At 65.5% G+C, this 21,829-nt stretch carries 20 protein-coding genes; 9 read left to right on the top strand and 11 right to left on the bottom strand.

The genetic code is table 11. The features are described 5' to 3' along the window. Nucleotides 1-62 precede the first annotated feature (62 nt). From EWH10_RS20820 to EWH10_RS20795, 6 genes are read right to left on the bottom strand one after another with little or no spacing between them, the layout of a single operon-like run. Nucleotides 63-845: an enoyl-CoA hydratase/isomerase family protein gene (locus EWH10_RS20820; protein WP_044660512.1), complete on the bottom strand. Its 783-nt coding sequence runs from the start codon at nucleotides 843-845 to the stop codon at nucleotides 63-65. Next, entirely contained in the window at nucleotides 842-1,912 is a 1,071-nt protein-coding gene (locus tag EWH10_RS20815) for a phosphotransferase family protein (protein ID WP_044660513.1), read from the bottom strand. The genes EWH10_RS20820 and EWH10_RS20815 overlap by 4 nt, the downstream gene beginning before the upstream one ends. Further along, nucleotides 1,909-3,348: a DUF1254 domain-containing protein gene (locus EWH10_RS20810; RefSeq protein ID WP_044660514.1), complete on the bottom strand. Its 1,440-nt coding sequence runs from the start codon at nucleotides 3,346-3,348 to the stop codon at nucleotides 1,909-1,911. Before EWH10_RS20810 ends, EWH10_RS20815 begins: the two co-directional genes overlap by 4 nt. Continuing rightward, on the bottom strand, nucleotides 3,345-4,505 hold the full coding sequence (locus tag EWH10_RS20805) for an acyl-CoA dehydrogenase family protein (protein WP_044660515.1): 1,161 nt from the start codon (nucleotides 4,503-4,505) through the stop codon (nucleotides 3,345-3,347). The genes EWH10_RS20810 and EWH10_RS20805 overlap by 4 nt, the downstream gene beginning before the upstream one ends. Beyond that, a complete protein-coding gene (locus EWH10_RS20800; RefSeq protein WP_025547936.1) occupies nucleotides 4,502-5,254 on the bottom strand; it encodes an SDR family NAD(P)-dependent oxidoreductase in 753 nt (250 codons plus the stop codon). Before EWH10_RS20800 ends, EWH10_RS20805 begins: the two co-directional genes overlap by 4 nt. After that, the gene (locus EWH10_RS20795) at nucleotides 5,251-6,138 is read right to left on the bottom strand and encodes an SDR family NAD(P)-dependent oxidoreductase (RefSeq protein WP_044660516.1); all 888 of its coding nucleotides are present in this window, start codon (nucleotides 6,136-6,138) and stop codon (nucleotides 5,251-5,253) included. The genes EWH10_RS20800 and EWH10_RS20795 overlap by 4 nt, the downstream gene beginning before the upstream one ends. A 169-nt stretch (nucleotides 6,139-6,307) precedes the next feature. On the opposite strand from EWH10_RS20795, the gene EWH10_RS20790 reads away from it, so the two are divergent. Then, nucleotides 6,308-6,997, top strand: coding sequence for a carboxymuconolactone decarboxylase family protein (locus tag EWH10_RS20790; protein WP_044660517.1), 690 nt, complete (start codon nucleotides 6,308-6,310; stop codon nucleotides 6,995-6,997). Nucleotides 6,998-7,010: 13 nt separating this feature from the next. Here EWH10_RS20790 and EWH10_RS20785 read toward each other — a convergent pair whose 3' ends face one another. Further along, the gene (locus EWH10_RS20785; RefSeq protein ID WP_044660518.1) at nucleotides 7,011-7,763 is read right to left on the bottom strand and encodes an SDR family NAD(P)-dependent oxidoreductase; all 753 of its coding nucleotides are present in this window, start codon (nucleotides 7,761-7,763) and stop codon (nucleotides 7,011-7,013) included. A gap of 118 nt (nucleotides 7,764-7,881) precedes the next feature. On the opposite strand from EWH10_RS20785, the gene EWH10_RS20780 reads away from it, so the two are divergent. From EWH10_RS20780 to EWH10_RS20745, 8 genes are all read left to right on the top strand, one after another. Beyond that, nucleotides 7,882-8,499 (top strand): TetR/AcrR family transcriptional regulator, encoded by a 618-nt coding sequence (locus EWH10_RS20780; RefSeq protein ID WP_025547929.1) that lies wholly within the window; start codon nucleotides 7,882-7,884, stop codon nucleotides 8,497-8,499. A 2-nt stretch (nucleotides 8,500-8,501) separates the two neighbouring features. Beyond that, nucleotides 8,502-9,299, top strand: coding sequence for a helix-turn-helix transcriptional regulator (locus EWH10_RS20775; protein WP_044660519.1), 798 nt, complete (start codon nucleotides 8,502-8,504; stop codon nucleotides 9,297-9,299). Nucleotides 9,300-9,365: 66 nt separating this feature from the next. Next, nucleotides 9,366-9,788, top strand: a complete 423-nt coding sequence (locus tag EWH10_RS20770; RefSeq protein ID WP_044660520.1) for a Zn-ribbon domain-containing OB-fold protein — start codon at nucleotides 9,366-9,368, stop codon at nucleotides 9,786-9,788. Further along, nucleotides 9,785-10,933: a thiolase family protein gene (locus EWH10_RS20765; protein ID WP_044660521.1), complete on the top strand. Its 1,149-nt coding sequence runs from the start codon at nucleotides 9,785-9,787 to the stop codon at nucleotides 10,931-10,933. The genes EWH10_RS20770 and EWH10_RS20765 overlap by 4 nt, the downstream gene beginning before the upstream one ends. 4 nt (nucleotides 10,934-10,937) lie before the next feature. Continuing rightward, nucleotides 10,938-12,116, top strand: a complete 1,179-nt coding sequence (locus tag EWH10_RS20760; protein ID WP_065846444.1) for an acyl-CoA dehydrogenase family protein — start codon at nucleotides 10,938-10,940, stop codon at nucleotides 12,114-12,116. An 18-nt stretch (nucleotides 12,117-12,134) separates the two neighbouring features. Further along, nucleotides 12,135-13,310, top strand: a complete 1,176-nt coding sequence (locus EWH10_RS20755) for an acetyl-CoA C-acetyltransferase (RefSeq protein ID WP_044660523.1) — start codon at nucleotides 12,135-12,137, stop codon at nucleotides 13,308-13,310. Nucleotides 13,311-13,313: 3 nt separating this feature from the next. Beyond that, nucleotides 13,314-14,312, top strand: coding sequence for an acyl-CoA dehydrogenase family protein (locus EWH10_RS20750; protein WP_044660524.1), 999 nt, complete (start codon nucleotides 13,314-13,316; stop codon nucleotides 14,310-14,312). Nucleotides 14,313-14,323: 11 nt separating this feature from the next. Continuing rightward, complete coding sequence (locus tag EWH10_RS20745; RefSeq protein ID WP_044660525.1) at nucleotides 14,324-15,070, top strand: SDR family oxidoreductase; 747 nt, start codon at nucleotides 14,324-14,326, stop codon at nucleotides 15,068-15,070. A 3-nt stretch (nucleotides 15,071-15,073) separates the two neighbouring features. Here EWH10_RS20745 and EWH10_RS20740 read toward each other — a convergent pair whose 3' ends face one another. From EWH10_RS20740 to EWH10_RS20725, 4 genes are all read right to left on the bottom strand, one after another. Continuing rightward, nucleotides 15,074-16,372: a spinster family MFS transporter gene (locus tag EWH10_RS20740; protein ID WP_044660526.1), complete on the bottom strand. Its 1,299-nt coding sequence runs from the start codon at nucleotides 16,370-16,372 to the stop codon at nucleotides 15,074-15,076. Nucleotides 16,373-16,475: 103 nt separating this feature from the next. Further along, complete coding sequence (locus tag EWH10_RS20735; RefSeq protein WP_229742757.1) at nucleotides 16,476-19,361, bottom strand: TonB-dependent receptor plug domain-containing protein; 2,886 nt, start codon at nucleotides 19,359-19,361, stop codon at nucleotides 16,476-16,478. 69 nt (nucleotides 19,362-19,430) lie between these two features. Next, nucleotides 19,431-20,513, bottom strand: a complete 1,083-nt coding sequence (locus EWH10_RS20730) for a phosphotransferase family protein (protein ID WP_065846442.1) — start codon at nucleotides 20,511-20,513, stop codon at nucleotides 19,431-19,433. After that, a complete protein-coding gene (locus EWH10_RS20725; RefSeq protein ID WP_262856971.1) occupies nucleotides 20,510-21,748 on the bottom strand; it encodes an acyl-CoA dehydrogenase family protein in 1,239 nt (412 codons plus the stop codon). The genes EWH10_RS20730 and EWH10_RS20725 overlap by 4 nt, the downstream gene beginning before the upstream one ends. Nucleotides 21,749-21,829 lie beyond the last annotated feature (81 nt).

Here is a 21,829-nt window from a genome sequence, read left to right as displayed (position 1 = left end):
AACCTGCCGACATGGTTGCGACGTTCATGCGGCTTGCAGCGCGCTTTGTCCATCGCCCTGGGTTACATGAAACGCGGCGGTCGCTTCGCCAGGAAGGCGGCGACTCCTTCCCGCCCCTCCGCCGCACCGGCCGATTCGGCAATCGAGGCGGCTTCGCGCTCCAGCTGGGCGGAAAGGTCGGCGGTTGCCGATTCCATCAACAAGGCGCGACATCTGGCGAGTGCGCGGATCGGCCCCTTCGCGAGCGCCGACGCGACGGTCGACGCCTCGGCGCGGAGCGCATCGTCGGTGACCACGCGCGTCACAAGGCCGAATTGCGCCGCTTCATCCGCCCCGATCCGTCGATTGGTGAACAGCATCTCCAGCGCCCGGCGCATCCCGATCAGGCGCGGCAACCACCATGATGCGCCGCCATCCGGCGTCAGCCCGACGGCGCTGTAGGCCGAGGTGAAATGCGCGGAGGCGGCTGCGAGCGCAATATCTCCCAATATCGCAAGGCTGAGCCCCGCGCCGGCCGCGGGGCCGTTGATTGCGGTGACCAGAGGCTTTTCCATCGTGGCAAGCCGATGAATGCCGGCATGGAAACTGTGCGCGAGGGCACCGACCGCCGCTTCGGCATCTTCCCCGGCCGCGGAGAAGGCATCGATGTCGCCGCCGACGCAGAAGAATTTGCCGCTTCCGGTCAGGACGACGCAGCGTATTTGCTGGTCCGCCGCGCAGTGCTCCGCCAGTTCATGCAGGCGGAGTGCGAATTCAGGATCGACGGCGTTGCGCTTTTCGGGGCGCGCCAGCGTCAGCCAGGCGACGCCGTCCTCGATGTCGAGCGTGATGGCCGGGCTGTTCATCGGGCGCCAGCCCTTTCCGCCTGCCGCCACGCCAGACGCATGAGTTCCGGCAGCACCGCGACGCGCTCGCGCGCCTGCGCGGAGGACGCATTGCCGCGAATGACCCGGCCCTTGATGCCATGGAAGATGGCGGCGAGGCGAAAGAAGTTGAAGGCGATATAGAAGTCGTAACCCGGCATGTCCGCCAGCCCCCTGCGCCGACAATAGGCGGCGAGATAGGCCTCTTCATCGGCTATGCCGAGCGCGGCGGGGTCGCTCCCGCCCAGGCCGGCGACGATATGCGGCGGCATCCGATACATCATCGCGTGATAGGCGAAGTCGGCGCCCGGATGGCCGAGCGTCGAAAGCTCCCAGTCGAGCACGGCCAACACGCGCGGCTGCGTCGGGTGGAAGATCAGATTGTCGATGCGGAAATCGCCATGGACGATGCTCGTTTCCTCGCCCGGCGGGATGTGGGCGGGGAGCCATTCCACCAGCCTGTCCATATAGGGATCGCGCCCTGCCTCCGCGTCCTCAAGATATTGGCGGGACCAGCGCGCGATCTGCCGTTCGAAATAGTTTCCGGGTCGGCCATAGTCCGCAAGGCCGGCGGCCACATGATCGATGCTGTGGAGGTCGGCGATCGTGGCGTTCATCGCATCGAAGAGCGCGGCTCTTTCTGCGGGGGACACATCGGGGACCGCGGCATCCCAGAAGATGCGGCCCTCCACCATGTCCATGACGTAGAAGATCGTGCCGATGATCGCGGGATCGGTGCACAGGCCATGGACGGCGGCGACCGGGAATCCTGCCCCGGAGAGGCCGGCGATCACTCTCGCCTCCCGGTCGAGCGCATGGGCCCCTTTGAGCAGGGGGCCGGGCGGTTGCTTGCGCAGGACGTAGCTCTTGCCCGGCGTGATCAGCTTGTAGGTCGGATTGGACTGCCCGCCCTTGAACTGCTCGACCCTGAGCGGCCCGCCATAATCGGCGACATTGGCGCGCATCCAGGCGTCCAGCGCTCCCAGATCCAGCTCATAGCCGGGGCGGACGGCGGCGGTGCCGCTATTGTCTTCGACCAGGGCATTCATCGTGCGTCGCCTTCCCTTGAAATGGGCGGGGGCAGCCATTGGCCGTTCAGCATGTCGGGCTTCGGTCCGTAGGCGCGGATCACCACGAAAAATGGGCCAGCCGGTGCGGGAAGCCAGTTTCCATCGGAGGATGCGGCGTGTTGGATGCGGATTTCGATCGACCCATCCTTCTGCATCTTCAGGCCCTTTGTCCGGTCGCTCACCAGATAGCGGCGCAGCGGATTGGGATGAAGGGCGAAGGTCTTCGCGTCGTAGAGGGTGACGGACCAGAAGCTGTTGACGGGCGGAGGCCTTTGCAGCCGCAGCATGTAGCGCGACGACGCGCCGTCCAGCGCCGCGCCCTGGCCGTCCGCGAACGTGGTGTAGGACGCATTTTCCTCCCGCACATTCGCGCCGAGGCCGGCCATGTTGATGACGGACCGGCGCAGATAATTGAAACCGTAAACGCCCTTGTTGACCTTCATCCAGCCCGTGCCGGTGGGTTCGCCCAACTGCGACTTGGCGCGGGTGAGCATGTCCAGCGCCTCCGCGTAACCGCTTTCGATCGCGGCTCGCATGGCCGGGGTCAGCCTGTCAGGGTTGAACGGGCGGTCGCCCGCTATGCCGAGCAGCCGGAATCGCGACACAAGCGCCTCCTCGCCCGGCTGCCAGCCATTGGCCCGAAGCAGATAGTCGAGCGCCCGGAAATAGCCGATAGCGCCAGAGGCGGGTGGTGGTGGCGATGTTTCGCCATCAGAGTCCGCCGTCCCTTCGCCTTCCGGAACGATGATCCGGACCGCATCCTGAAAAGCACGCGCAGTCCGGACTTCGGCGTCGGACTGGGCGAAGGCGCGCATCAGGATCCATAGCTGGGTGGTGGCGGCTGGATAGACCGTGACCCCGGCGGGCGGGATGCCGCGCCAGCCGCGCGGCACCAGCAGGAAGCGGCTGCCTTTGACGCCTATCGTGCGATTGCTGAGATTGCTGGGATTGCCGAAAATGTCGAAGATGTTGAGCGTGAAATATTTGAGCTGCGTGGCCGGGATGTCGATTTCGACCGGCCCCTTGCTCAGGTCGATCCAGGCGGTGGAGTAAAGCGTGTCCGTATTGGGCACCTTGAAGGTGGCATAGTCCGGCCCCGCCAGGTTCCTCTCATGCGCGAAGCGGTTGAATCCGGTATAATTGCTCGAACTTCGATCGAACACCTGCCGATAGAGTTGCTCATAATGCAGATAGGCAGCCATGCCATAGACGGTCGCATCGAATGCGACGGTCCGGAGCAGGGTGGCGCGGTCCTTCTCGTCCCTGGGCAGCAGGTCCTCGCCATATCCGGCTTGCGAAGTGGGCGCTTCCGGCGCGGCGAAGTTCGCTGGCTCGGCATGCCCAGCGGTCGACATAAGGATCGGCAGGAGGACCAGCATCGGCCGCATGGCCGGCATCCATCGTCCAGCGTTCATCCCTGCGCCGCCTTCCAGTCGCGCTTGATCTTCTTGGCCAGGCTCCACTTATGAACCTCGGTCGGGCCGTCGTAGATGCGGAAGGCGCGGATTTCCCGGAACGCCTGCTCGACGATGGTGTCGCCGGACACGCCCGTCCCGCCCATCACCTGAACGCAGCGGTCGGCGACGCGGAACAGCGCGTCCGACACCGCGACCTTCGCCATGGAGCTTTCCGCCGTGCCGAGCGAACCCGTGTCGAGAACGCCCGCGCACCAGTCGATCATGCGTTCGGCCTGCTTCAGGTCGATGAGGTTGTCCGCCAGCATGAAGCCGACGCCTTCATGATCGACCAGCGGCTTGCCGAAGGCGTGGCGGCGGCAGGCATAGTCGGTGGCGATTTCCTGCGCGCGCGTCGCAAGGCCGAGCCAGCGCATGCAGTGGGACAGGCGGGCAGGGCTGAGGCGTATCTGCGCATAGGCGAAGCCTTCTCCGCTCGCGCCCAGCATCTGGTCCGCCGGAACGCGCAGATCGACGATGTCGACCTCCGCATGCCCGCCGGGCATCGAACTGTCGATCGTGTCGATCACGCGCACCGTCCGGATCGCCGGGTCGGGCAGGTCGACAAGGAACATGCAGGCGCCCTCGTCCGACCGGGCCATGACGATGCCCACGCGCGCCCCTTCCGCCCCGGTGATGAACTTCTTGCGGCCGTTGATGACCCAATGATTGCCGTCGAGCCGGCAGGTCGTCTGCATCATCGACGGATCGGACCCCGCGCCGCCGGTTTCGGCAGGCTCGGTCATGAAGAAGGCGGAGCGCGCTTCGCCCCTCACCAGCGGGTCGAGAAATCGCGTCTTCTGTTCGGCGCTGCCGACCTTTCCGAGCAGATACATATTGCCTTCGTCAGGCGCGGCGGTGTTGCAGGCGAGGGGGCCGAGCGGCGACAGGCCGGTCTTGATGAGGACGATGGCCGTTTCCCGCTGCGTCAGATGCGATCCGTCAGGCAGGATATGCGGGGTAAGCACGCCTGCTTCGCGTGCTTTTGCGCGCAGCTCCGCGACGAGCGCGTCTTCCGGGCCATGGAAGCCGAGGCGACTGTCCTTTTCATAGGGAATGATCACGGTCCGGACGAAGGCTTCCACTTTCGACGCGATGGCGTTCGCTCGCTCGGTCATTGCGCAGTGCTCCCCCCATCGATCACAAGTTCGGCGCCCGTCATGTAGCGGGACTCGTCGCTTGCCAGGAACAGGATTCCATCCGCTATCTCCTCCGCTTCCCCGATCCGGCCGAGCGGGACATCCGCCAGCAGGCTCCTGGCTGTTTCCGCATCGGCATAGGCAGGCGCGGTCAGCGGCGTCGCGATGTGACCGGGGTGAATGGAGTTCGCCCGCACGCCATTGCCGGCGGCAGCGCATTCGAGGGCGGTCGCCTTGGTGAACATCCGGACACCCCCCTTAGCCGCGCTGTAGGAGCCGGTGCCCGCCCCGGCCACGATGCCCCGAATGGAGGACATGTTGACGATCGCGCCCCGGCCCGAGGCGGCGAGCAGCGGCATCATATATTTGGTGCCCAGGAAAACACTGTCGAGATTGACGGCGATGATCGAGCGCCATTGCGCCAATGTCGTGTCCGCAATCGACGCGAACTTGCCGAACCCGGCATTGTTCACGAGGATGTCGAGCGTGCCGAACCGTGTTCGTATCCGATCCGCCAGCGCGACCCATGCCTGTTCATCGGTGACGTCCATGACGGCGACCTCATGGCCGTCGCCCGGCAGGGACTTGGCCGCATCCGACAGGGCATCTCCATTGCGGTCCGCCAGGATGAGTGTCGCGCTCTCCGTCGCGAAGCGCCGTGCGGTGGCGAGCCCGATGCCCGAAGCGGCGCCGGTGATGAGCGCGATCCGCGCCTGAAGCCTGCTCACGATCTTTCCTCTTCTGCGTCAGCCTTGCCCTTGCTGAGCGAAATCAGGCTGTCGAATAGCGGATTTTCCCGCGCAAGGATCGATTGCGTCCGCTGCGCGATCACCGGATCGTAACGGGTCGTGGTAAAGACGTAGAACCGGTCATTCCGGATGCCGTCGAACGCCTGCGCGGCGACTTCCTCAGGCGATGGGGCATTCTGGAACAGATTGTCCGAAATCGACTGGAACTCGGCGGCTTCCGCCGGCTGCCCATCACTGGATCGCAGATGGGCAGGGCGGGATCGTTCGGCCTCGTAAATGCGGGTTGCGACCAGGCCGGGACACAGCATCGTGACGCCAATCGGGGCGTTCCGCTCACGCAGGCCGGCATAGAGCGCTTCGGTGATGCGGACGACGGCATGTTTGGACGCGCCATAGACGGCGGAGCCTTCGCCGCTCACGAAGCCGGCCACGGACGCGGTGTTGAGAATATGTCCCGGCCGTCCCTCGGCCAGCATCCGGGGCACGAAGCTGCGGATGCCGTTGACCACGCCCTCCATGTTGACCCCGAAGGCCCAGCGCCAGTCCTCCAGCCCATATTCCCAGACGAGCCGGTGGCGGCCGCCGGGGACGACGCCGGCATTGTTGCACAGCAGGGATACCTCGCCGAAGCGCGACCATGCGAGGTCGGCCAGAGCCTGTACCGCCTCCGGATCGGCCACGTCGGTTCTGTGGAGCGCGATGGCCGCGCTGTCGATGGTGCCGGCCACTGCTTCAAGGTCGGCAAGATTGATGTCGGCGAGGACCAGCTTCATCCCCTCCCGCGCGGCAAGATGCGCGAGCGCCGCGCCGATGCCGCTGCCGGCCCCCGTAATGACTGCCGTCCTGCCCTTGAAGTCCCTCATCCGGGCGTGCTCCTCTCGCATCGGCCGAACCGGGATCGGCCCTGTATAAGCGTGCGATGTAGTCGACCGTCCGGTCGGACGTCAACTCCTTATCAGAAGTTGACCGCGATCGCGAAGCGGCATAGCCATGTTCAACCGACCGGACGGTCCATGCATTATCGGAGAGACGATGACTGATCTTCTGCCCCCGCTCGCCAGCCTTGGCCGCCTGCGTCGCGACGCCCCGAAGACCGTCGCGGGATTTCGCCGCTGGCGCGCGATCATCGATACCGATGGCGCTGTCCCCGCCCGGATGAAGCGATTGTTCGTCGCCTGCGCCGCCACGATGAAGGGCTATCGGGAACTTGCGACGCGGGAACTGGCCGAAGCCCGGGCGGCCGGTCTCACCGAGGCGGAGGCCGGCGCGGCGATCGCAATCCTGGCAAGCGTGCGCGGCGAGGGGGCGTCGCTGCGCTTCCATGATCTTTTCCGGGAAATCTACCCCGAAGCCGTCGATCCCGATTGGCCCGACGACGACATGGTGGTGGAAGATGGCGCGGCGCAGGCCAATTTCCTTCAATATTTCGGCACCATGCCCCCTTCGCTGGGCAAGCTGTTCGAGGTCAAGCCCCTTGGCGCCGACGCCTATTATCTCATGCGCGAGGGGACTTTGTCGGGGACGGCGCTGGGGCCTGTCCATGCGGAACTGCTGCTCGTCACCGTCCTCGTCGCCGATTATAGTTCATGGGCGTCCGTTCACATGAAGGGCGCGCGCACCGCCGGCGCCAGCGAGGAAGCAGTGGCCGAAGCGGTGATCTGCGCCGTGCCGACCGCCGGCCTGTCCGCCTGGGTCATCGGCGCGACCGCGATGGATGCGTGAGGGTCGTCCGTCCTTAAAGACCGCTGACGAGGTGCCCGCCATCCACCGCGATGACCGCGCCCGTCATGTAGCGCGACTGATCGGAACATAGCAGCAGGAGCGGCCCGTCCAGATCCTGCATCTGGCCCAGTCGCTTCTGCGGGATGCGCGAGATGAGCCGCTGACCTGCGTCGGATGCGAAGAAGTCGCGGTTGAGGTCCGTCTCGATATAGCCGGGCGCGAGCGCGTTGACCCGGATGTCGAACGCCGCCCATTCCAGCGCAAGCGCCTTCGTCAACTGGATGAGGCCGGCCTTGCTGGCGGCATAGGCGGCCAGCCCCTTGGACACGCGTTCCCCCAGGATCGAGGCGACGTTGACGATCGTCCCGCCTTCGCCCCGCATCATGCGCGCCGCCTGCTGGGCCACGAGGAAGGCGCCGGTCAGATTGGGCTGGAGCACCTGCGACCACTCGGTTGCGCTGAGATCGAGCGCCGCACGCATGTGGGCTACGCCTGCATTGTTGACGAGGATGGAGAGAGGCGCCGCAAGGTCGCGCTCGATTTGCCGGAAGGCCGCCGCGACCGCGTCCGGATCGGTCACATCCATGGCGACGGGAATGCATGTGCCGCCTTGTCGCCCAATCTCATCGGAGAGCGCCGAGAGCGCGTCGACTCGGCGCGCCGCTATCACGACCGTCGCCCCTTCCCGCGCCAGCAGGCGAGCGAAATGCCGGCCCAAACCCGAACTCGCTCCGGTGATCAGCGCTGTCTTGCCCTCAACTTGCATTGTCCGCTCCCTCGCGCTTGCATTCTTTTCATCCAGCCGCCATCCCTAGGAGGAACCGACCAGACGGTCGACTTACCTTTGTGAGAGGTAGGACGCAGAACAGGGAACAGAGCCGGCGATGGCGCGAGAAGCAACAAAGAAACGGCAGACGACCGAGGCGCATGACGAGAAGCGCAACGAGATATTGAGGCATTGCGCGACGCTGTTCGACCGGGTGGGATATCACAAGGCGTCGATGCAGATGCTGGCCGATGAGGTGGGCCTCGGCAAGCCGACGCTCTACCATTATTTCCCCAGCAAGAACGCCATCCTCTTCGCGATGCACGACGCCCATATGAGCGCGCTGCTGGCAGGCCTCGACGAGGAAGGCGGATCGGACGATCCGCTCGGCCGCCTGCGCGCGGCATGCATCGACATCCTGCGGCAGATTGCGGAGCATCCGGGTTATGTCCGGGCGTTCATGGACCATTATGAAGATCTGGAAGGCAAGATGCGCGACCATATCCGGGCGCAGCGCAACGCCTATCTGCAGCGGGTGCGCGGCATCATCGAACAGGGGATCGCGAACGGCCATTTCCGCCCGTGCGACCCGGGGCTCACCACCCTTGGCTTCCTCGGCATGTGCAACTGGGCCTATAAATGGTATCCTCCCCTGGCCAAGCGCAGACCGCCCGAGGACGTCGCCGACGCGATCTGCCAGCCCTTTTTCGAGGGGCTGAGCCTGAAAGGCCGCTGATCATGTCCGCTGCCGGCCCCTCCTGCACGATGCCGTCCGCCGCCCTGATCGACGCGGTCCGCTTTTCGGAGCCGGGGGGGATAGGACCGGCGGCGGAGCGGCTGCGCGATGCGGTGATGGACCTTTGCGGGTTGCGCACGGCGGTGACGCATAATGTGGCCTCCCGCGAACCGATGCGCGACGGGAATGGCGCCGTGCTGGCAAGCGAGGTTTTTGGTTTTCGCGGCGAGGAGTCGCGCTGGTGGGAGGTGCCTCAGCTTGCCCTTTCCTCGCCCATCGTTCACGCCTGCCGGGTGGAGGCGGAGCCGTTCTGGTGCAACGCGCATGGCTTTTTCACCCGCCTGCCCAACCCGCTGCTCGACGTGATCGACCTCCATGATTTCCGCATCCGGGCGATGACGGCGGCCGCGATCGTGGTTCCGATCCACCTGCCGTTCGGGCAGATCGGCGCGGCCAGTTTCCTCTCGCCCGAGCCCGAGGCCAACGACCTGTCCGATGCCTATGCCTGTGCCGCGGACGCTCTGGCTGTGCTCGCGCGGGCCTTCGTGCAAAGCTATGTCAAGGTTACGGCGCGGGCGCGGCCCGGGCTGGGGAGCATATCCTTGACCAAGCGCGAAGTGGAATGCCTGCGCTGGGCGGCTGCCGGAAAGACGAACGAGGAAATCGGCATCATCCTGGGCCTGCAACGCACCACGGTGCGATTCCACATCCGATCGGCATCCGTGAAGCTGGACGCGGTCAACCGCGACCAGACGATGTTCAAGGCGGCGCAGCTCGGCTTTCTGGGCATGATAAACTAACCCCTGTCGCATTGGTCAGAAGCCGACCGAACGGTCGGGCGCTATGTCTTCGGAAGGAGACAAGAGATGCCCGACACCCTGCCTGTTCCGATAGCCGACGGCCTCATCTGCCCCGAGACAGAGGGCAATGCGCTGTTTGCCTCCAGAGAGCGGGCAACCAATCGCCTGTGCTTTCCGGCGCGACCGGAAGACGACCCGCGCTACGAGCGCGTCCTGCTGCCGCGCACGGGCCGGCTCTGGTCGTGGACTATCCAGCGCTTCCGCCCCAAGTCGCCGCCCTATGCCGGCCCGGAAGCGTTCGAGCCCTATGCCGTGGGCTATGTCGATCTGGATGGAGCGCTGATCGTCGAGGGGCGTCTGGTCGATGTGGCGTTCGATGATCTGGCAATTGGCATGGCGATGCGCGTCGTGCCGCTGCCTTTCGAGATGACGGACGGAACGCTGCGCACCAGCTTCGGCTTCGCGCCGGACAAGGGGGTTGGGGCATGAGCGAAGACGTCTTCATCATCGGCGCGGGCATTCATCCCTTCGGCCGCACCCCTGGCCTTTCGGGCCTGCAGCAGGGCGTCTTCGCCGTCCGCCAGGCGCTCGAACGGGCGGGGTTGGCATGGCGCGATGTCCAGTTCGCCTTCGGCGGGTCGGACGCCGCCGGCAATGCGGACACGATGGTGTCGGAGCTGGGGCTTACCAGCATTCCCTTCATCAACGTCGCCAACGGATGCGCGACTGGCGGTTCGGCCATGTTCGGCGCCTACAGCACGATCAAGTCCGGCGAGTTCGATCTGGGCCTCGCGGTAGGTTTCGACAAGCACCCGCGCGGCTCTTTCTCGCCTCTTCCAGCGGATTGGGGGTTGCCGGACTGGTATGGCGAGACGGGGCTGATGCTGACCACCCAGTTCTTCGCCATGAAGATTCAGCGCTATATGAGCCTATACGGCATCACCCCGCACACGCTGGGCGCTGTCGCCGAAAAGGCCTTTGCCAACGGCGTTCTGGCCGATCATGCCTGGCGGCGCGAGGCGGTCGATATGGACACCATCCTCCATTCGCAGATGGTCAGCGACCCGCTCACCAAATTCATGTTCTGCTCGCCGGGCGAAGGCGCGGTCGCACTGTTGCTGGCGAGCGGCAGGAAGGCGCGCGAACTTGGACTGCCTGCGGTAAGATTGCGTGCCGCGGCCGTCCGCACCCGGCCCCCCGGTTCGTTCGAGGTCTTTTCGCCAGCGCTTGATCTGGAGCGTGGCGGCTCGCCCACCAGCGTCGCGTCTCAGGCGGCCTACGACATGGCGGGCGTCGGCCCCGAGGACATCGACATAGCACAGCTTCAGGACACGGAGGCGGGAGCCGAGATCATGCACATGGCGGAGAATGGCTTTTGCGCCGATGGTGAGCAGACCGCATGGATCGCTGAGGGCCGCACGCGGATCGACGGCAGCCTGCCGGTCAACACAGATGGCGGGTGCCTTGCCTGCGGGGAGCCGATCGGCGCATCGGGGCTTCGTCAGGTCTATGAGAATTATGTGCAGTTGATCGGGCAGGCGGGCGCACGACAGGCGCCGGGCAGGCTGCGCCTCGGTTACAGCCACGTTTATGGCGCACCGGGCGTCTCCGCCGTCGCCATCGTGGAGCGCTGACGCCATGGACCTGGCGCTTGGCCCAGAACAGCATGCGTTCCGCGAGGAGGTGCGCGCTTTCCTCGCCGCGTCGCTTTCGCCCGCGCTTCGGCGCGGGGCCGCACTGACATCCGGTGTCTTCGCTGAACCCGACATCGCACGCGAATGGCAGGCGATATTGGAAGCGAAGGGATGGCTCGTCTATCACTGGCCGGACCATGCGGGCGGGCCGGGATGGACGCCGGTCCAGCGCTGGATTTTCGAAAAGGAATGTGCGGAGGCAGGCGCGCCGGTCCTTCCCGGCATGGGCCTGAAGCTGGTGGGGCCGGTGCTGTACACCTATGGCACCCCGGCGCAGAAGGATCATTATCTCCCGCGCCTCCGCTCGGCTGAACATGTGTGGGCGCAGGGTTTTTCGGAACCCGGTTCCGGCTCCGACCTTGCAAGCCTGCGCACCCGCGCCGTGCGCGATGGCGATCATTATGTCGTGTCGGGGCACAAGATCTGGACCACGCAGGCGCAATATGCGAACTGGCTCTTCGCCCTGGTCCGGACCGACCCGCATGTGAAGCCGCAGCAGGGCATCAGCTTCCTGCTGATCGACATGGCGCTGCCCGGCGTGATGGTGAAGCCGATCCTCAGCGCATCGGGCGATCACGAACTGAACGAGGTCTTCCTCGATGAAGTACGGGTGCCGGTCTCGGACCGTGTCGGCGACGAAGGGCAAGGCTGGTCGATCGCCAAGTTCCTGCTGGAGAATGAGCGCGGCGGATCGAGCTTCGCGCCGGCGATCCTGGCTGATCTTGCCCGGTTGCGGACATCGACAGGGCCGCTGACCGGCGAACTGGCGGATCGCGCTCTCCGGCTCCAACTGGAGGCGGAAGCGCTGGAGATGACAGAGCTTCGGACGCTGATCGAGATCGAGCATGGCGCCGCGCCCGACCCGCGCAGCCTGACCACCAAGCTGCTGGCGTCCGAAATCCGGCAGGGCGTTGAGGCGCTGGCGGTGGACGCCTTCGGCCTCGCCGGTCTTCAACTGCCGGTCGAGCGTCCCTTCTACGGCGACGACATGCCCGCTCCGGTCGGTTCGGCGCAAGCGCAGGTCGCGGCTGCCCGCTACCTCAACGCCCGCGCCTGGTCGATCTTCGGCGGCACCAGCGAAATCCAGCTCACCCTGATCGCGAAGGCCGCGCTCGGCCTTTAGACACAAGAAGGATGCATCATGCCTGAAGCCTATATCGTTTCCGCACGCCGCACCGCCGGTGGCCGCCGCAACGGCCGGCTTGCCGGGTGGCACCCCGCCGATCTTGGCGCCCTCGTGCTGGACGCGCTGGTCGCCGATGCGGGCGTTGATCCGGCCGCGATCGATGATGTGATCATCGGTTGCGTCAGCCAGGTGGGCGAGCAGACCTTCGCCTTCGGCCGCAACATCGTGCTCGCGTCCAGCCTGCCCGACAGCGTGCCGGCGGTGACGATCGACCGGCAGTGCGGCTCGTCCCAGCAGGCGGTGCATTTCGCGGCGCAGGCGGTCATGTCGGGCCTTCAGGACATCGTGATCGCAGGGGGCGTCGAAAGCATGACGCGCGTGCCGATGGGTTCCCCCATCACATTGGCGAAAGCGGGCGGCATCGGCGCCAATCCTTTCTCCGAGGCGATCCAGAAGCGTTATGGCGTGGAGATGTTCAGCCAGTTTCAGGGCGCGCAGATGATCGCCGACAAATATGGCTTCACCCGCGACGATCATGACCGGTTCGCGCTCGCCAGCCACCGGAAGGCGGCGGCGGCCATGGATGCGGGCGCCTTTGACAGGGAGATCGTGCCGGTGCCCATCGTCACGGCGGAAGGGGAGCAGGCCATCCACGACCGAGACGAAGGGGTCCGCGCCGATGCGTCGATGGAGTCGATCGGTTCGGTCAAGCTGCTGGGCGAGGGCGGCACGCTGTCCGCGGCGACCGCAAGCCAGATCTGCGACGGCGCGAGCGGCGTACTCGTTGCTTCCGAAGCGGCCGTCAGGGCGCATGGCCTGACGCCCATCGCCCGCATCGTCAACCTGGCGGTCACGGCGGGCGATCCGGTCATCATGCTGGAAGAGCCGATCCCGGCGACGCGGCGGGTTCTCGATCGGGCCGGCATGTCGATGAAGGACATCGACCTGTTCGAAGTGAACGAAGCCTTCGCGTCGATCCCCATGGCATGGATGAAGGCGCTCGACGCGGACCCGGCGAGGTTGAACGTCAACGGGGGCGCGATTGCGCTTGGCCATCCGCTCGGCGCGACCGGCACGAAGCTGATGGCGACGCTCATCCATGCGCTCAAGGCGCGGGGCCAGCGCTACGGCCTTCAGACCATGTGCGAGGGCGGCGGCATCGCCAACGCCTCGATCATCGAGGTGCTCTGAGCCATGAACCTCGCGCTCAGCGATGAGCAGGCGATGGTCCGCGACATGGTCCGCCGCTTTCTGGCTGACCGCTATGACGCGGCGACCATGGCGAAAGGGCCGATGTCTCCCGACGACTGGCGCGCATTGGGGGAACTCGGTCTTTTCGCCCTGCTGGCGCCGGAGCAGGCAGGCGGCCTGGGCGGCGGCGCGGTGGAGGTGATGATTGTCTCCGAAGAGATGGGGCGCGCCCTTGCGATCACGCCACTGACCGAAGCCGTTCTGCTCTGCGGCCGGGCGATCGCTGGTGATCCTGTGGCCCGGCGCTGGGGCGACAGGCTGATGCAAGGGGAGGCTCTGCTCGCATTTGCGCCGGGAGGTGCGATGACGGACGGAAGGCTCTGCGGATCGGGGGGCATCGTCCGGGACGGCATGGATGCCGACGCCTTTGTCGTGGAGACGGAAGCGGGCGCGCTTCTGCTGATCGATGGGCAGGACAGCGGCGTCCGCAGGATGCCGGTTCGTCTGGTCGACGGCAGCATGGCAGCCCATGTGCGATTCGATGCGGTGCATGCCGTGCCGCTCACGATTCCGGGGAGCGCGTGGGCAGAGGCTCAAGCCCTGGCCGGCCTGTCGATCGTCGCCGAACTGGTCGGCGCGATGGCGACCTTGCTTGACCTGACCGTCGATTATGTCAGGCAGCGCCACCAGTTCGGCAAGCCGATCGCGAGCTTTCAGGTCGTGCAGCATCGCTGCGCCCGGATGTACACCTGGCTGGAGCAATCCCGATCTTTGCTTTTGAAATCGGCCCTGGCCGAGGAGGAAGAACGGGTCCGGGCCGTGACGGCAGCAAGGGCCTATATTGGCGACGCTGCCTTGAAGCTCGCGGAGGAGGCGGTGCAGTTGCATGGCGGCATGGGTGTGACCGATGAACTTGCGGTCGGGCGTGGGCTGCGGCGCGTGCTGCTGCTGTCGCGTCTCCATGGCGGTGGAACCGCCGCCCGTGCCGCCCTGGCGGCCTGAAGGGATCGGCCATGGCGAAGAAGGGCAGGGTTGAGGGGAAGGTCGTCCTCGTGACCGGCGCGGCGCAGGGGCTGGGCAAGGCCGACGCCGAAGCGTTGGCGCGCGAGGGCGCGCGGGTGGTCGTCGCCGATGTCGACGAGGAGGAGGCGCAACGGGTCGTCGAGACGCTTCCGGCAGCGATGGCGCTCCGCCTGGACGTGACGAGCGAAGCGCAATGGCAGGCCGCGTTGACGAAGATCATGCGGGCGCATGGCCGGCTCGATGCGCTGGTCAACAATGCGGGCATTGCCGCCTTCGAAACCGTCGAGCAGTCGTCGCTGGAGGCATTCCGCCGCGTGATGGCCGTTTCGGCGGAAGGGACGTTTCTGGGATGCAAGACCTGCCTGCCGCCGCTGGCGGCCAGCGGGGCGGGATCGATCGTCAACATCGCGTCCGTGGCCGCGATCCGGGGCAATCCGGCGGTGTTCGCCTATAGCGCGGCCAAGGGCGCCGTACTCTCCATGACGCGCAGCCTGATCGTGCATTGCCAGCAGCAGGACTATCCGGTTCGCGCCAATGTGGTTCTCCCCGGCTCGCACGATACGCAGATGGTTCGCGAGGCCTATCGCTTCGCCGCGCCCGGATTGCGCGAAGCCGCCCAAAGGCATGAGGGGCAGCCGGAGCATGTCGCCGACCTGGTCCTGTTCCTGGTGTCGGACGAGTCCGCCCGGCTGAACGGGGCGGAAATCGTGATCGACAATGGCCGGACGGTGGCGTGAGACTCACTGCCGTTTGAGATCGTCCGCGTAGAAGCGGGATGCCCAGGCGATGCTGCCGGCGCCCGCGAGCGAGAACAGCACCACAGCCGAAAGCGCGTAACGCAGCGATGTGTCGTGCATCCCATCCGCCGCCGCCAGATAATCGCTGAGGAACCCCGTCACCGCCGGCCCCAGACCGAGTCCGAACAGATTGAAGACCAGCAGGGTCACGGCCGACGTAAGTGCCCGGATGCGCGGCGGAACGACGGACTGTGGGACGCCTATGATCGGGCCATAATAGAAGAACATCAGCATGGTCGCGATAAAGCCGAACGCCAGCGACGCGGTCAGCGAAGGAATCAGGAACTGGACCAGCGCGGCGGGCACCATCAGGAGCATCGCGGCGGCGCTCACCCAGACGCGGCCCGCCGGATCGCGCGATCCCGCCGCGTCCGACAGGCGGCCGCCCAGATAGATGCCGATGCCGCCGCCCAGCCCGTTCATCAGCGCCAGCCAGGAGGCGACGTCGGCAAGCGGCATGTGGTGGACGCGCATGTAGAAGGGCGCGGACCAGCTCATCATCGCATATTGGGCGAAGGCGTGAAGGGTCGTGCCGATCAGCATGTAGCGATAGGTCCGCAACCGCCACAGGAAGCGCATGGCTTCGCCGAGGGGCGGCGCCTTTTCCGTTCGGATCGAAGGGTCTGATCCCGTCCGCGCAGGCTCCCGCACGAGCAGCAGGACGATCGGCGCCAGCGCCAGCCCCGCGACGCCGATCACCCCGAAGGCAAGACGCCATCCCAGCGCCGAGGCGATCCAGCCGCCCGACGCATAGCCGAGCATGATCCCGGCCGGGAGCGCCAGTCCCCACAGGGCAAGCGCCGTCACCCGTTTTTCGGGCGGGTAGTAATCGGCGATGATGGAATGGGAAGCCGGCACGGAACCCGCTTCTCCCAGCGCGACGCCGATGCGGAAGGCTACCAGAGAGCCAAAACCGGTCGCCAGGCCCGATAGCGCCGTCATGCCGCTCCAGGTGGCGAGCGAGGCGGCGATGATGTTGCGGCGATTGAAGCGATCCGCCAGACGCGCGATCGGAAGGGACAGCGTCGCGTAGAACAGCGCGAAGGCAAGGCCGGTCAGCAGTCCGAGCTGGCCGTCGCTTAGCCCCAGTTCGCGCTTGATCGGTTCCTGAAGCACCGACAGGACCGTGCGATCGATATAGTTGAACATCGAAACCAGGCCCAGCATGACCAGCATCGTACGGCGCAACCCGGCGGCGGAGGTCGTCGGCGGGGCGGTGAGTCCGATGGGAGGGCTGTTCATGCGTTTACCTTTTGAATGGCTCCGGGATTGAAGGGAGGCCCGCTTTGGGCGAGCCTCCCCGGACTATCGAACTTCCCTTGCGGGCAGTCCGTTCGGCAATCCATCAGAACTTGAAACGGACCCCCGCCGTGAGCGTGCGCCCGGCGACGTTGTAGAGCGTGAACAGGGTCGGATAGAGAAGGCCCGGCGCGGCGGCTGCGGCGACCAGCGGCGGCTTGCGGTCGAACAGGTTCGTGGCCGTCACGAACAGTTCCGGCTCCCCGCGCACGTCGAACTTATAGGATGCCGTGGCGTCGGTGTAGAAGACCGGCTTGATCGCCGGGACCGCATAAAAGGACGTCGGATCGTTCTTGAGGTTGCCGATGGTCACCTTGCCGATCATCGATTCCTGCACGAACAGGGTGAGGCCCCCATTGGTGTAATTGGCGCTGAGCGTGCCCCTGAACTTGGGATAGGCATAGCCGGTCTGGCTGTTGACGCCATGGCCGGCATAATCGATCACCGGCGCGATGGAATTGGTCTGCGTCTTGTACCGGTCCAGATAGTTGGCGAAGGCGCGCAGGGTGAGTTCGCCATCGCCCAGCTTGGTCCGGTACGACATGGTGATGTCGAGGCCGCTGGTGCGCAGGAAGCTGATATTCTGCGTGATGAGGCTCACCGAAATCGGATAGTTGGCGGCCGACCGGTCGCTGAACGGCAGCGGCCTTTCGATAAGGGCGCAGGTCGGCGACGTGCCGTTCGACGTTTCGCACTCGTTGACGACATCGTTCAGCCCTTGCGTGGCGATGGCGCCCTTGATCTTGAGGTCGTAATAATCGACAGAAACGTCGAAGCCGGGCAGGAAACTGGGGCTGAGGACCACGCCCGCCGCGAACGTGTCGCCGGTTTCGGGATCGAGGTCGGGGTTGCCGCCGCTGAATTGACGGATCGAACCCGGCTGGCCGGTGTGAGGGTCGTTGAAGTTCACCGGCGCAGTCTGAACGCCCGCGAACAGTTCGAACAGCGAGGGCGCGCGAATATCGCGCGAGCGCGTGACGCGGAACATCACGTCCTGGATCGGCTTGTAGACCGCCCCGACCTTCCAGGTCTTGACGCTTCCGCTGGTGCTGTAGTCGGTCAGGCGGAAAGCGCCGTTGAGGCTCAGCTCCTCGGCGAAGGGTTGGCCCTTGAATACCGGAACCTGCGCTTCGGCAAACACTTCCTTCACGTTCAGCTTGCCGAAGGCCGAGCCGACATTGGTGTTGTTGAAGCGGGTCATGCGATTGGCCGGAATGCCCCGCAGCCCGGTGAAGTCCACCGGCACGGCGGGATCGGAATTGGACGTCAGGTCCAGCTTCTGCTTGCGATATTGCCCGCCAATGGCGACCGTGACCGGGCCTGCCGGAAGCTCGAAAAGATCCCCGCGCGCCGACAGGACGAAGTCGTCGGTCGTGTTCATGGCGCGGTAACGGGATACGCCAAGGACGGTTTGCAGATCGGCGGACGTGGGCGTTCCCGCGCCGAAGACATTGAGCGGCGTGCACCCCGGATAGAGTCCGGGATTGGTCAGCGTAACGCGGCAGACGATCGAATTGTTCGGACCGCGAACCGCGTCCAGCGCCGCTGCCAGCTTGGGAATCTCGACCTGCGTCTGGGCGAATTTGGTGACGGACTTGCCATGGGTGTAGTCGGCGGTGACGTTCCATCCGCCAAGGTTCCATTCAAGGCCGCCGTTGATGAGATAGGCATTGGTCGCCTCCCGCGTCGGGATCGGCCCCTGCTCACCGATGAAGCGGAAGACGGTGAAGCTGTCATTCGGCCCCATTTGCGCCTGGACCGCCGGGTTCAGGAAGGCGTTGCCGCTGAAGAAGCGGAAGCCGAGTACGGACTGGGCCTGCGTATCGTAGCTGGTGACGCTGCGCGAGTAGCTGCCCTGGACATGCGCCGTCAGCCCGTCCGTCAGGTCGTAGGCCAGGCGGCCAAAGCCCTGTGTCGTCGTCAGCGGCGCGATCAACTGGTTGAAGCCGGGAATATAAAGGCCGTCGCCGCCCACATTGGTGCCCGGCGTACCAGTGGCTGTGCCGCGCTGGATGGGCCGCACCGCGCCGCCCGGCAGGAAGATATTATTGGTGAGCGAGGGCACGGTGCTCGTCAGGATGATGCCGTTATTATAGTCGTTGGTCGTGAAACGCAGGTTCGGCAGGAAGATGAACGGGTTTGCCTCGCGGCCCGGTGCGGCGGTCGACCCGGGGACCGAACCCACGGCCGCATAGGCGTCGTCACCATAGATGCGCGCGCTGCGCTTGATGCCATCGCTGTGAAAACGCTCGACCGAGGCGAGGATATGGCCGCGATCGCCCGCAAAGCTGAGGCCCCCCGCAATGCCGATGCGATAGTTGCCGAGGTCGCCGCGGGTCGATACGCCGCGCTGCGCGACGCCCTTCACGCCTTCGAACTTCTTGTCGAGGACGAAGTTGACCGCGCCGCTGACAGCGTCGGAGCCGTAGACCGCCGATGCGCCGCCGGTCACGACGTCGACGCGCTGGATCAGCAGTTGCGGAATCGTGTTGACGTCCACCGCGCCGCGGAATGTCGTGGGCGGCACGCGGATGCCGTCGAGCAGGATCAGCGCCCGCGTCGGGCCGACGCCGCGCAGGTTGAGCAGATTGCCATGCTCGCCGCTATTGCCCTGCAACTGGCTGTTCGACTGCGGGCTGACCGAGTTGGCGAATTGCGGCAGCTTGTTGATCGCATCGGCAAGGTTGGTGGGGGTCGCCTTCTCCAGCTCCGTGGTGGGCGCGACGGTGACGGGCGTCGGCTGGTTGTAGCCGTCGCGCACGACGCGCGTTCCGGTAACGATGATGTCTCGCGTGGAAGGCGCGGCGGCATCCTCCGCCGACTGCGGTTCGGTCGTCGCCGTCGCCGCCGTTTGCGCATGGGCCGGCACGATGATCCCGGCAAACGCGCATCCCGAAAGAAGCGCCAGTCGGCCAATCTTGAACCTTGTCATCATCTCTCTCCCTCTGATTAGGGCCATTTTGTCTTTCGCCCTGAAATCTCGTTTCATCCTGTCAGAAGATCAGACTGCGCCGGCCTCCCGCGCCGCCAGCCAGGCGGCCTTGGCGAGTGGTTCGATCCGTGTGACGATGTCGGCGGCATTGCTTGCGGTCTGCACGCCGTCGCGCGCCCGGCCGGCGATGCCCTGCAGAATGGCGGCCACCCGGAACAGGTTGAAGGCGCGATAGAAAGGATGCGTCGGATCGCCGCGAAGGCCGGTCCGCTCGCAATAGCGGCGGGCGTAATCTTCGGCCGTGGGAATGCCGAGCGCGGCAAGATCGGCGCCGCGCAGGGTTCCGCGCACGTCCACGCCCTCCGGCCTGAACCACTCCATCATATGGTAGGTGAGGTCGCCGAGCGGATTGCCCAGGGTCGACAACTCCCAGTCTATGACGGCGGATACGCGCGGCTCGGTCGGATGGACCAGCAGGTTGTGGAAGGAATAGTCGCCATGGATGATCGTGGTGCGCTCTTCCGTGGGCGGGATCGCGCCGGGCAGCCAGTCTATCAGCCGGTCCATCTCCGGGATGTCGCGGGTGCGCGACGCATCATATTGCCGCGACCAGCGGGAAATCTGCCGCGCGAAATAATTGCCCGGCTTGCCATAGTCGGAGAGCCCGAGCGCCGCGAAGTCGACCAGATGCAGGCGGGCAAGCGTTTCATTGGCGGAGTCATAGATCGCGGCGCGCTCCGCACGGTCTAGGCCCGGCATAAGCGGGTCCCAGAAACTGCGCCCCGGAACGTAGCGCATCACATAGAAGATGCTGCCGATGACATCCTCGTCCTCGCAAAGCAGCAGCGGTTCGGCGACGGGCAGGCCGGCTTCGTGCAGGGCCATGGTGATGCGATATTCGCGATCCACCGCATGGGCGGATTTCAGCAAAACGCCCGCCGGCTTGCGCCGCAGGACATAGCTTTGGTCCCGCGTCGACAGAAGGAAGGTCGGGTTGGACTGTCCGCCCTCGAACCGCTGGACGCGCATGGGTCCGGAAAAATCCGCGATCCGACCCGCCAGATAAGCGGCAAGTCGGGCTTCGTCGAACGCACTGTTGACGGCGACATCGACCTTCGAGCCGATCGTCGCGGCAGGCTGCGCGGCGCTCACGACGCTGCGCCTTCCGCATATTTGGCGAGTTCCATCCGGGCGAGCTGGCGTTCATGAACCTCGTCGGGCCCATCGGTCAGCCGCACGATGCGGGTGTTCGCCCAAAGCTCCGCCAGGCCGAAATCGTCGCTGACGCCGCCGCCGCCATGCGCCTGTATCGCGTCGTCGACGATCTGCTGCGCCATTTTCGGTGCGGCGATCTTGATCATCGCTATTTCGGCGCGGGCGGCCTTGTTGCCGACCGTATCCATCATATGCGCGGCCTTCAGGCACAGCAGGCGCGCCATCTCGATCTCGCAACGGGCGCGGGCGATCCGTTCCTCCCAGACCGAATGTTCGGCGATGACCTTGCCGAAGGCCCGTCGCGAAAGGAGGCGCCGGCACATCTTTTCCAGCGCGACTTCCATCGTCGCGATGTTGCGCATCGTGTGGTGGATGCGCCCGGGACCAAGGCGGCCCTGCGCGATCTCGAAGCCGCAGCCTTCGCCCAGCAGCATATTCTCCGCCGGCACGCGCACATTCTCCAGCGCCACCTCGAAATGGCCGTGCGGCGCATGATCGTAACCGAAGACGGGGAGGTGCCGCACAAGCGTCACGCCCGGCGTGTCGCGCGGCACCAGGATCATCGATTGCTGCCGGTAGGGCGCGGCGTCCGGATCGGTCTTGCCCATGACGATGAAGAAGTCGCAGCGCGGATGGCCCGCTCCCGACGACCACCATTTCCGGCCGTTGATGACATAGTCGCTTCCGTCGCGGCGAATGTCGGTCTGGATGTTCCGCGCGTCGGATGAAGCGACGGCCGGTTCGGTCATCAGGAAGGCGGACCGGGTCTGGCCGTCACGCAGCGGCACCATGAAGCGCTGCTTCTGCTCGGCCGTGCCATAGCGATGCAGCACCTCGAAATTGCCGGTGTCCGGCGCCATGCAGTTGAACACCTCGCTGGCGAAGGAAATCCGGCCCATCAGTTCGGCGATCGGCGCATATTCGACATTGGTGAGGCCGACGCTGGTGAAAAATTCATCGTCATGCTCAGATGGCGGCATGAAGATGTTCCACAGCCCCGCCTCCCGCGCCTTGTCCTTGAGTTCGTCGAACACGGGCGGGATTTCGGTCCAGCGATCGATCGCGGCGGACTGTTGGTGATAGACCGGAACGGCAGGAACGATGTGCTCCTCCATGAACGCCCTTACGCGCTCCATCCATTCCCTGGATTTGGCCGACTGTTCGAAATCCACGCATCCGCTCCAATTACGCCGCCGGATTCGAGCCGGCCTGCTCCCGTTCTAATACTCACCCGACCGATCGGTCGAGCGATA

Origin of the sequence: Sphingobium fuliginis (assembly GCF_004152845.1) — a bacterium.
Lineage (GTDB): Bacteria > Pseudomonadota > Alphaproteobacteria > Sphingomonadales > Sphingomonadaceae > Sphingobium > Sphingobium fuliginis.
Note: the sequence above shows the minus strand (reverse complement) of the source record. Positions and strands in the feature narration are given on the sequence as shown.

Bases quoted from the DNA above. Each gene is read 5' to 3' on its own strand.
- EWH10_RS20820 (WP_044660512.1), bottom strand. From the start codon at position 845: ATGAACAGCCCGGCCATCACGCTCGACATCGAGGACGGCGTCGCCTGG.
- EWH10_RS20815 (WP_044660513.1), bottom strand. From the start codon at position 1,912: ATGAATGCCCTGGTCGAAGACAATAGCGGCACCGCCGCCGTCCGCCCC.
- EWH10_RS20810 (WP_044660514.1), bottom strand. From the start codon at position 3,348: ATGAACGCTGGACGATGGATGCCGGCCATGCGGCCGATGCTGGTCCTC.
- EWH10_RS20805 (WP_044660515.1), bottom strand. From the start codon at position 4,505: ATGACCGAGCGAGCGAACGCCATCGCGTCGAAAGTGGAAGCCTTCGTC.
- EWH10_RS20795 (WP_044660516.1), bottom strand. From the start codon at position 6,138: ATGAGGGACTTCAAGGGCAGGACGGCAGTCATTACGGGGGCCGGCAGC.
- EWH10_RS20790 (WP_044660517.1), top strand. From the start codon at position 6,308: ATGACTGATCTTCTGCCCCCGCTCGCCAGCCTTGGCCGCCTGCGTCGC.
- EWH10_RS20785 (WP_044660518.1), bottom strand. From the start codon at position 7,763: ATGCAAGTTGAGGGCAAGACAGCGCTGATCACCGGAGCGAGTTCGGGT.
- EWH10_RS20780 (WP_025547929.1), top strand. From the start codon at position 7,882: ATGGCGCGAGAAGCAACAAAGAAACGGCAGACGACCGAGGCGCATGAC.
- EWH10_RS20775 (WP_044660519.1), top strand. From the start codon at position 8,502: ATGTCCGCTGCCGGCCCCTCCTGCACGATGCCGTCCGCCGCCCTGATC.
- EWH10_RS20770 (WP_044660520.1), top strand. From the start codon at position 9,366: ATGCCCGACACCCTGCCTGTTCCGATAGCCGACGGCCTCATCTGCCCC.
- EWH10_RS20765 (WP_044660521.1), top strand. From the start codon at position 9,785: ATGAGCGAAGACGTCTTCATCATCGGCGCGGGCATTCATCCCTTCGGC.
- EWH10_RS20760 (WP_065846444.1), top strand. From the start codon at position 10,938: ATGGACCTGGCGCTTGGCCCAGAACAGCATGCGTTCCGCGAGGAGGTG.
- EWH10_RS20755 (WP_044660523.1), top strand. From the start codon at position 12,135: ATGCCTGAAGCCTATATCGTTTCCGCACGCCGCACCGCCGGTGGCCGC.
- EWH10_RS20750 (WP_044660524.1), top strand. From the start codon at position 13,314: ATGAACCTCGCGCTCAGCGATGAGCAGGCGATGGTCCGCGACATGGTC.
- EWH10_RS20745 (WP_044660525.1), top strand. From the start codon at position 14,324: ATGGCGAAGAAGGGCAGGGTTGAGGGGAAGGTCGTCCTCGTGACCGGC.
- EWH10_RS20740 (WP_044660526.1), bottom strand. From the start codon at position 16,372: ATGAACAGCCCTCCCATCGGACTCACCGCCCCGCCGACGACCTCCGCC.
- EWH10_RS20735 (WP_229742757.1), bottom strand. From the start codon at position 19,361: ATGACAAGGTTCAAGATTGGCCGACTGGCGCTTCTTTCGGGATGCGCG.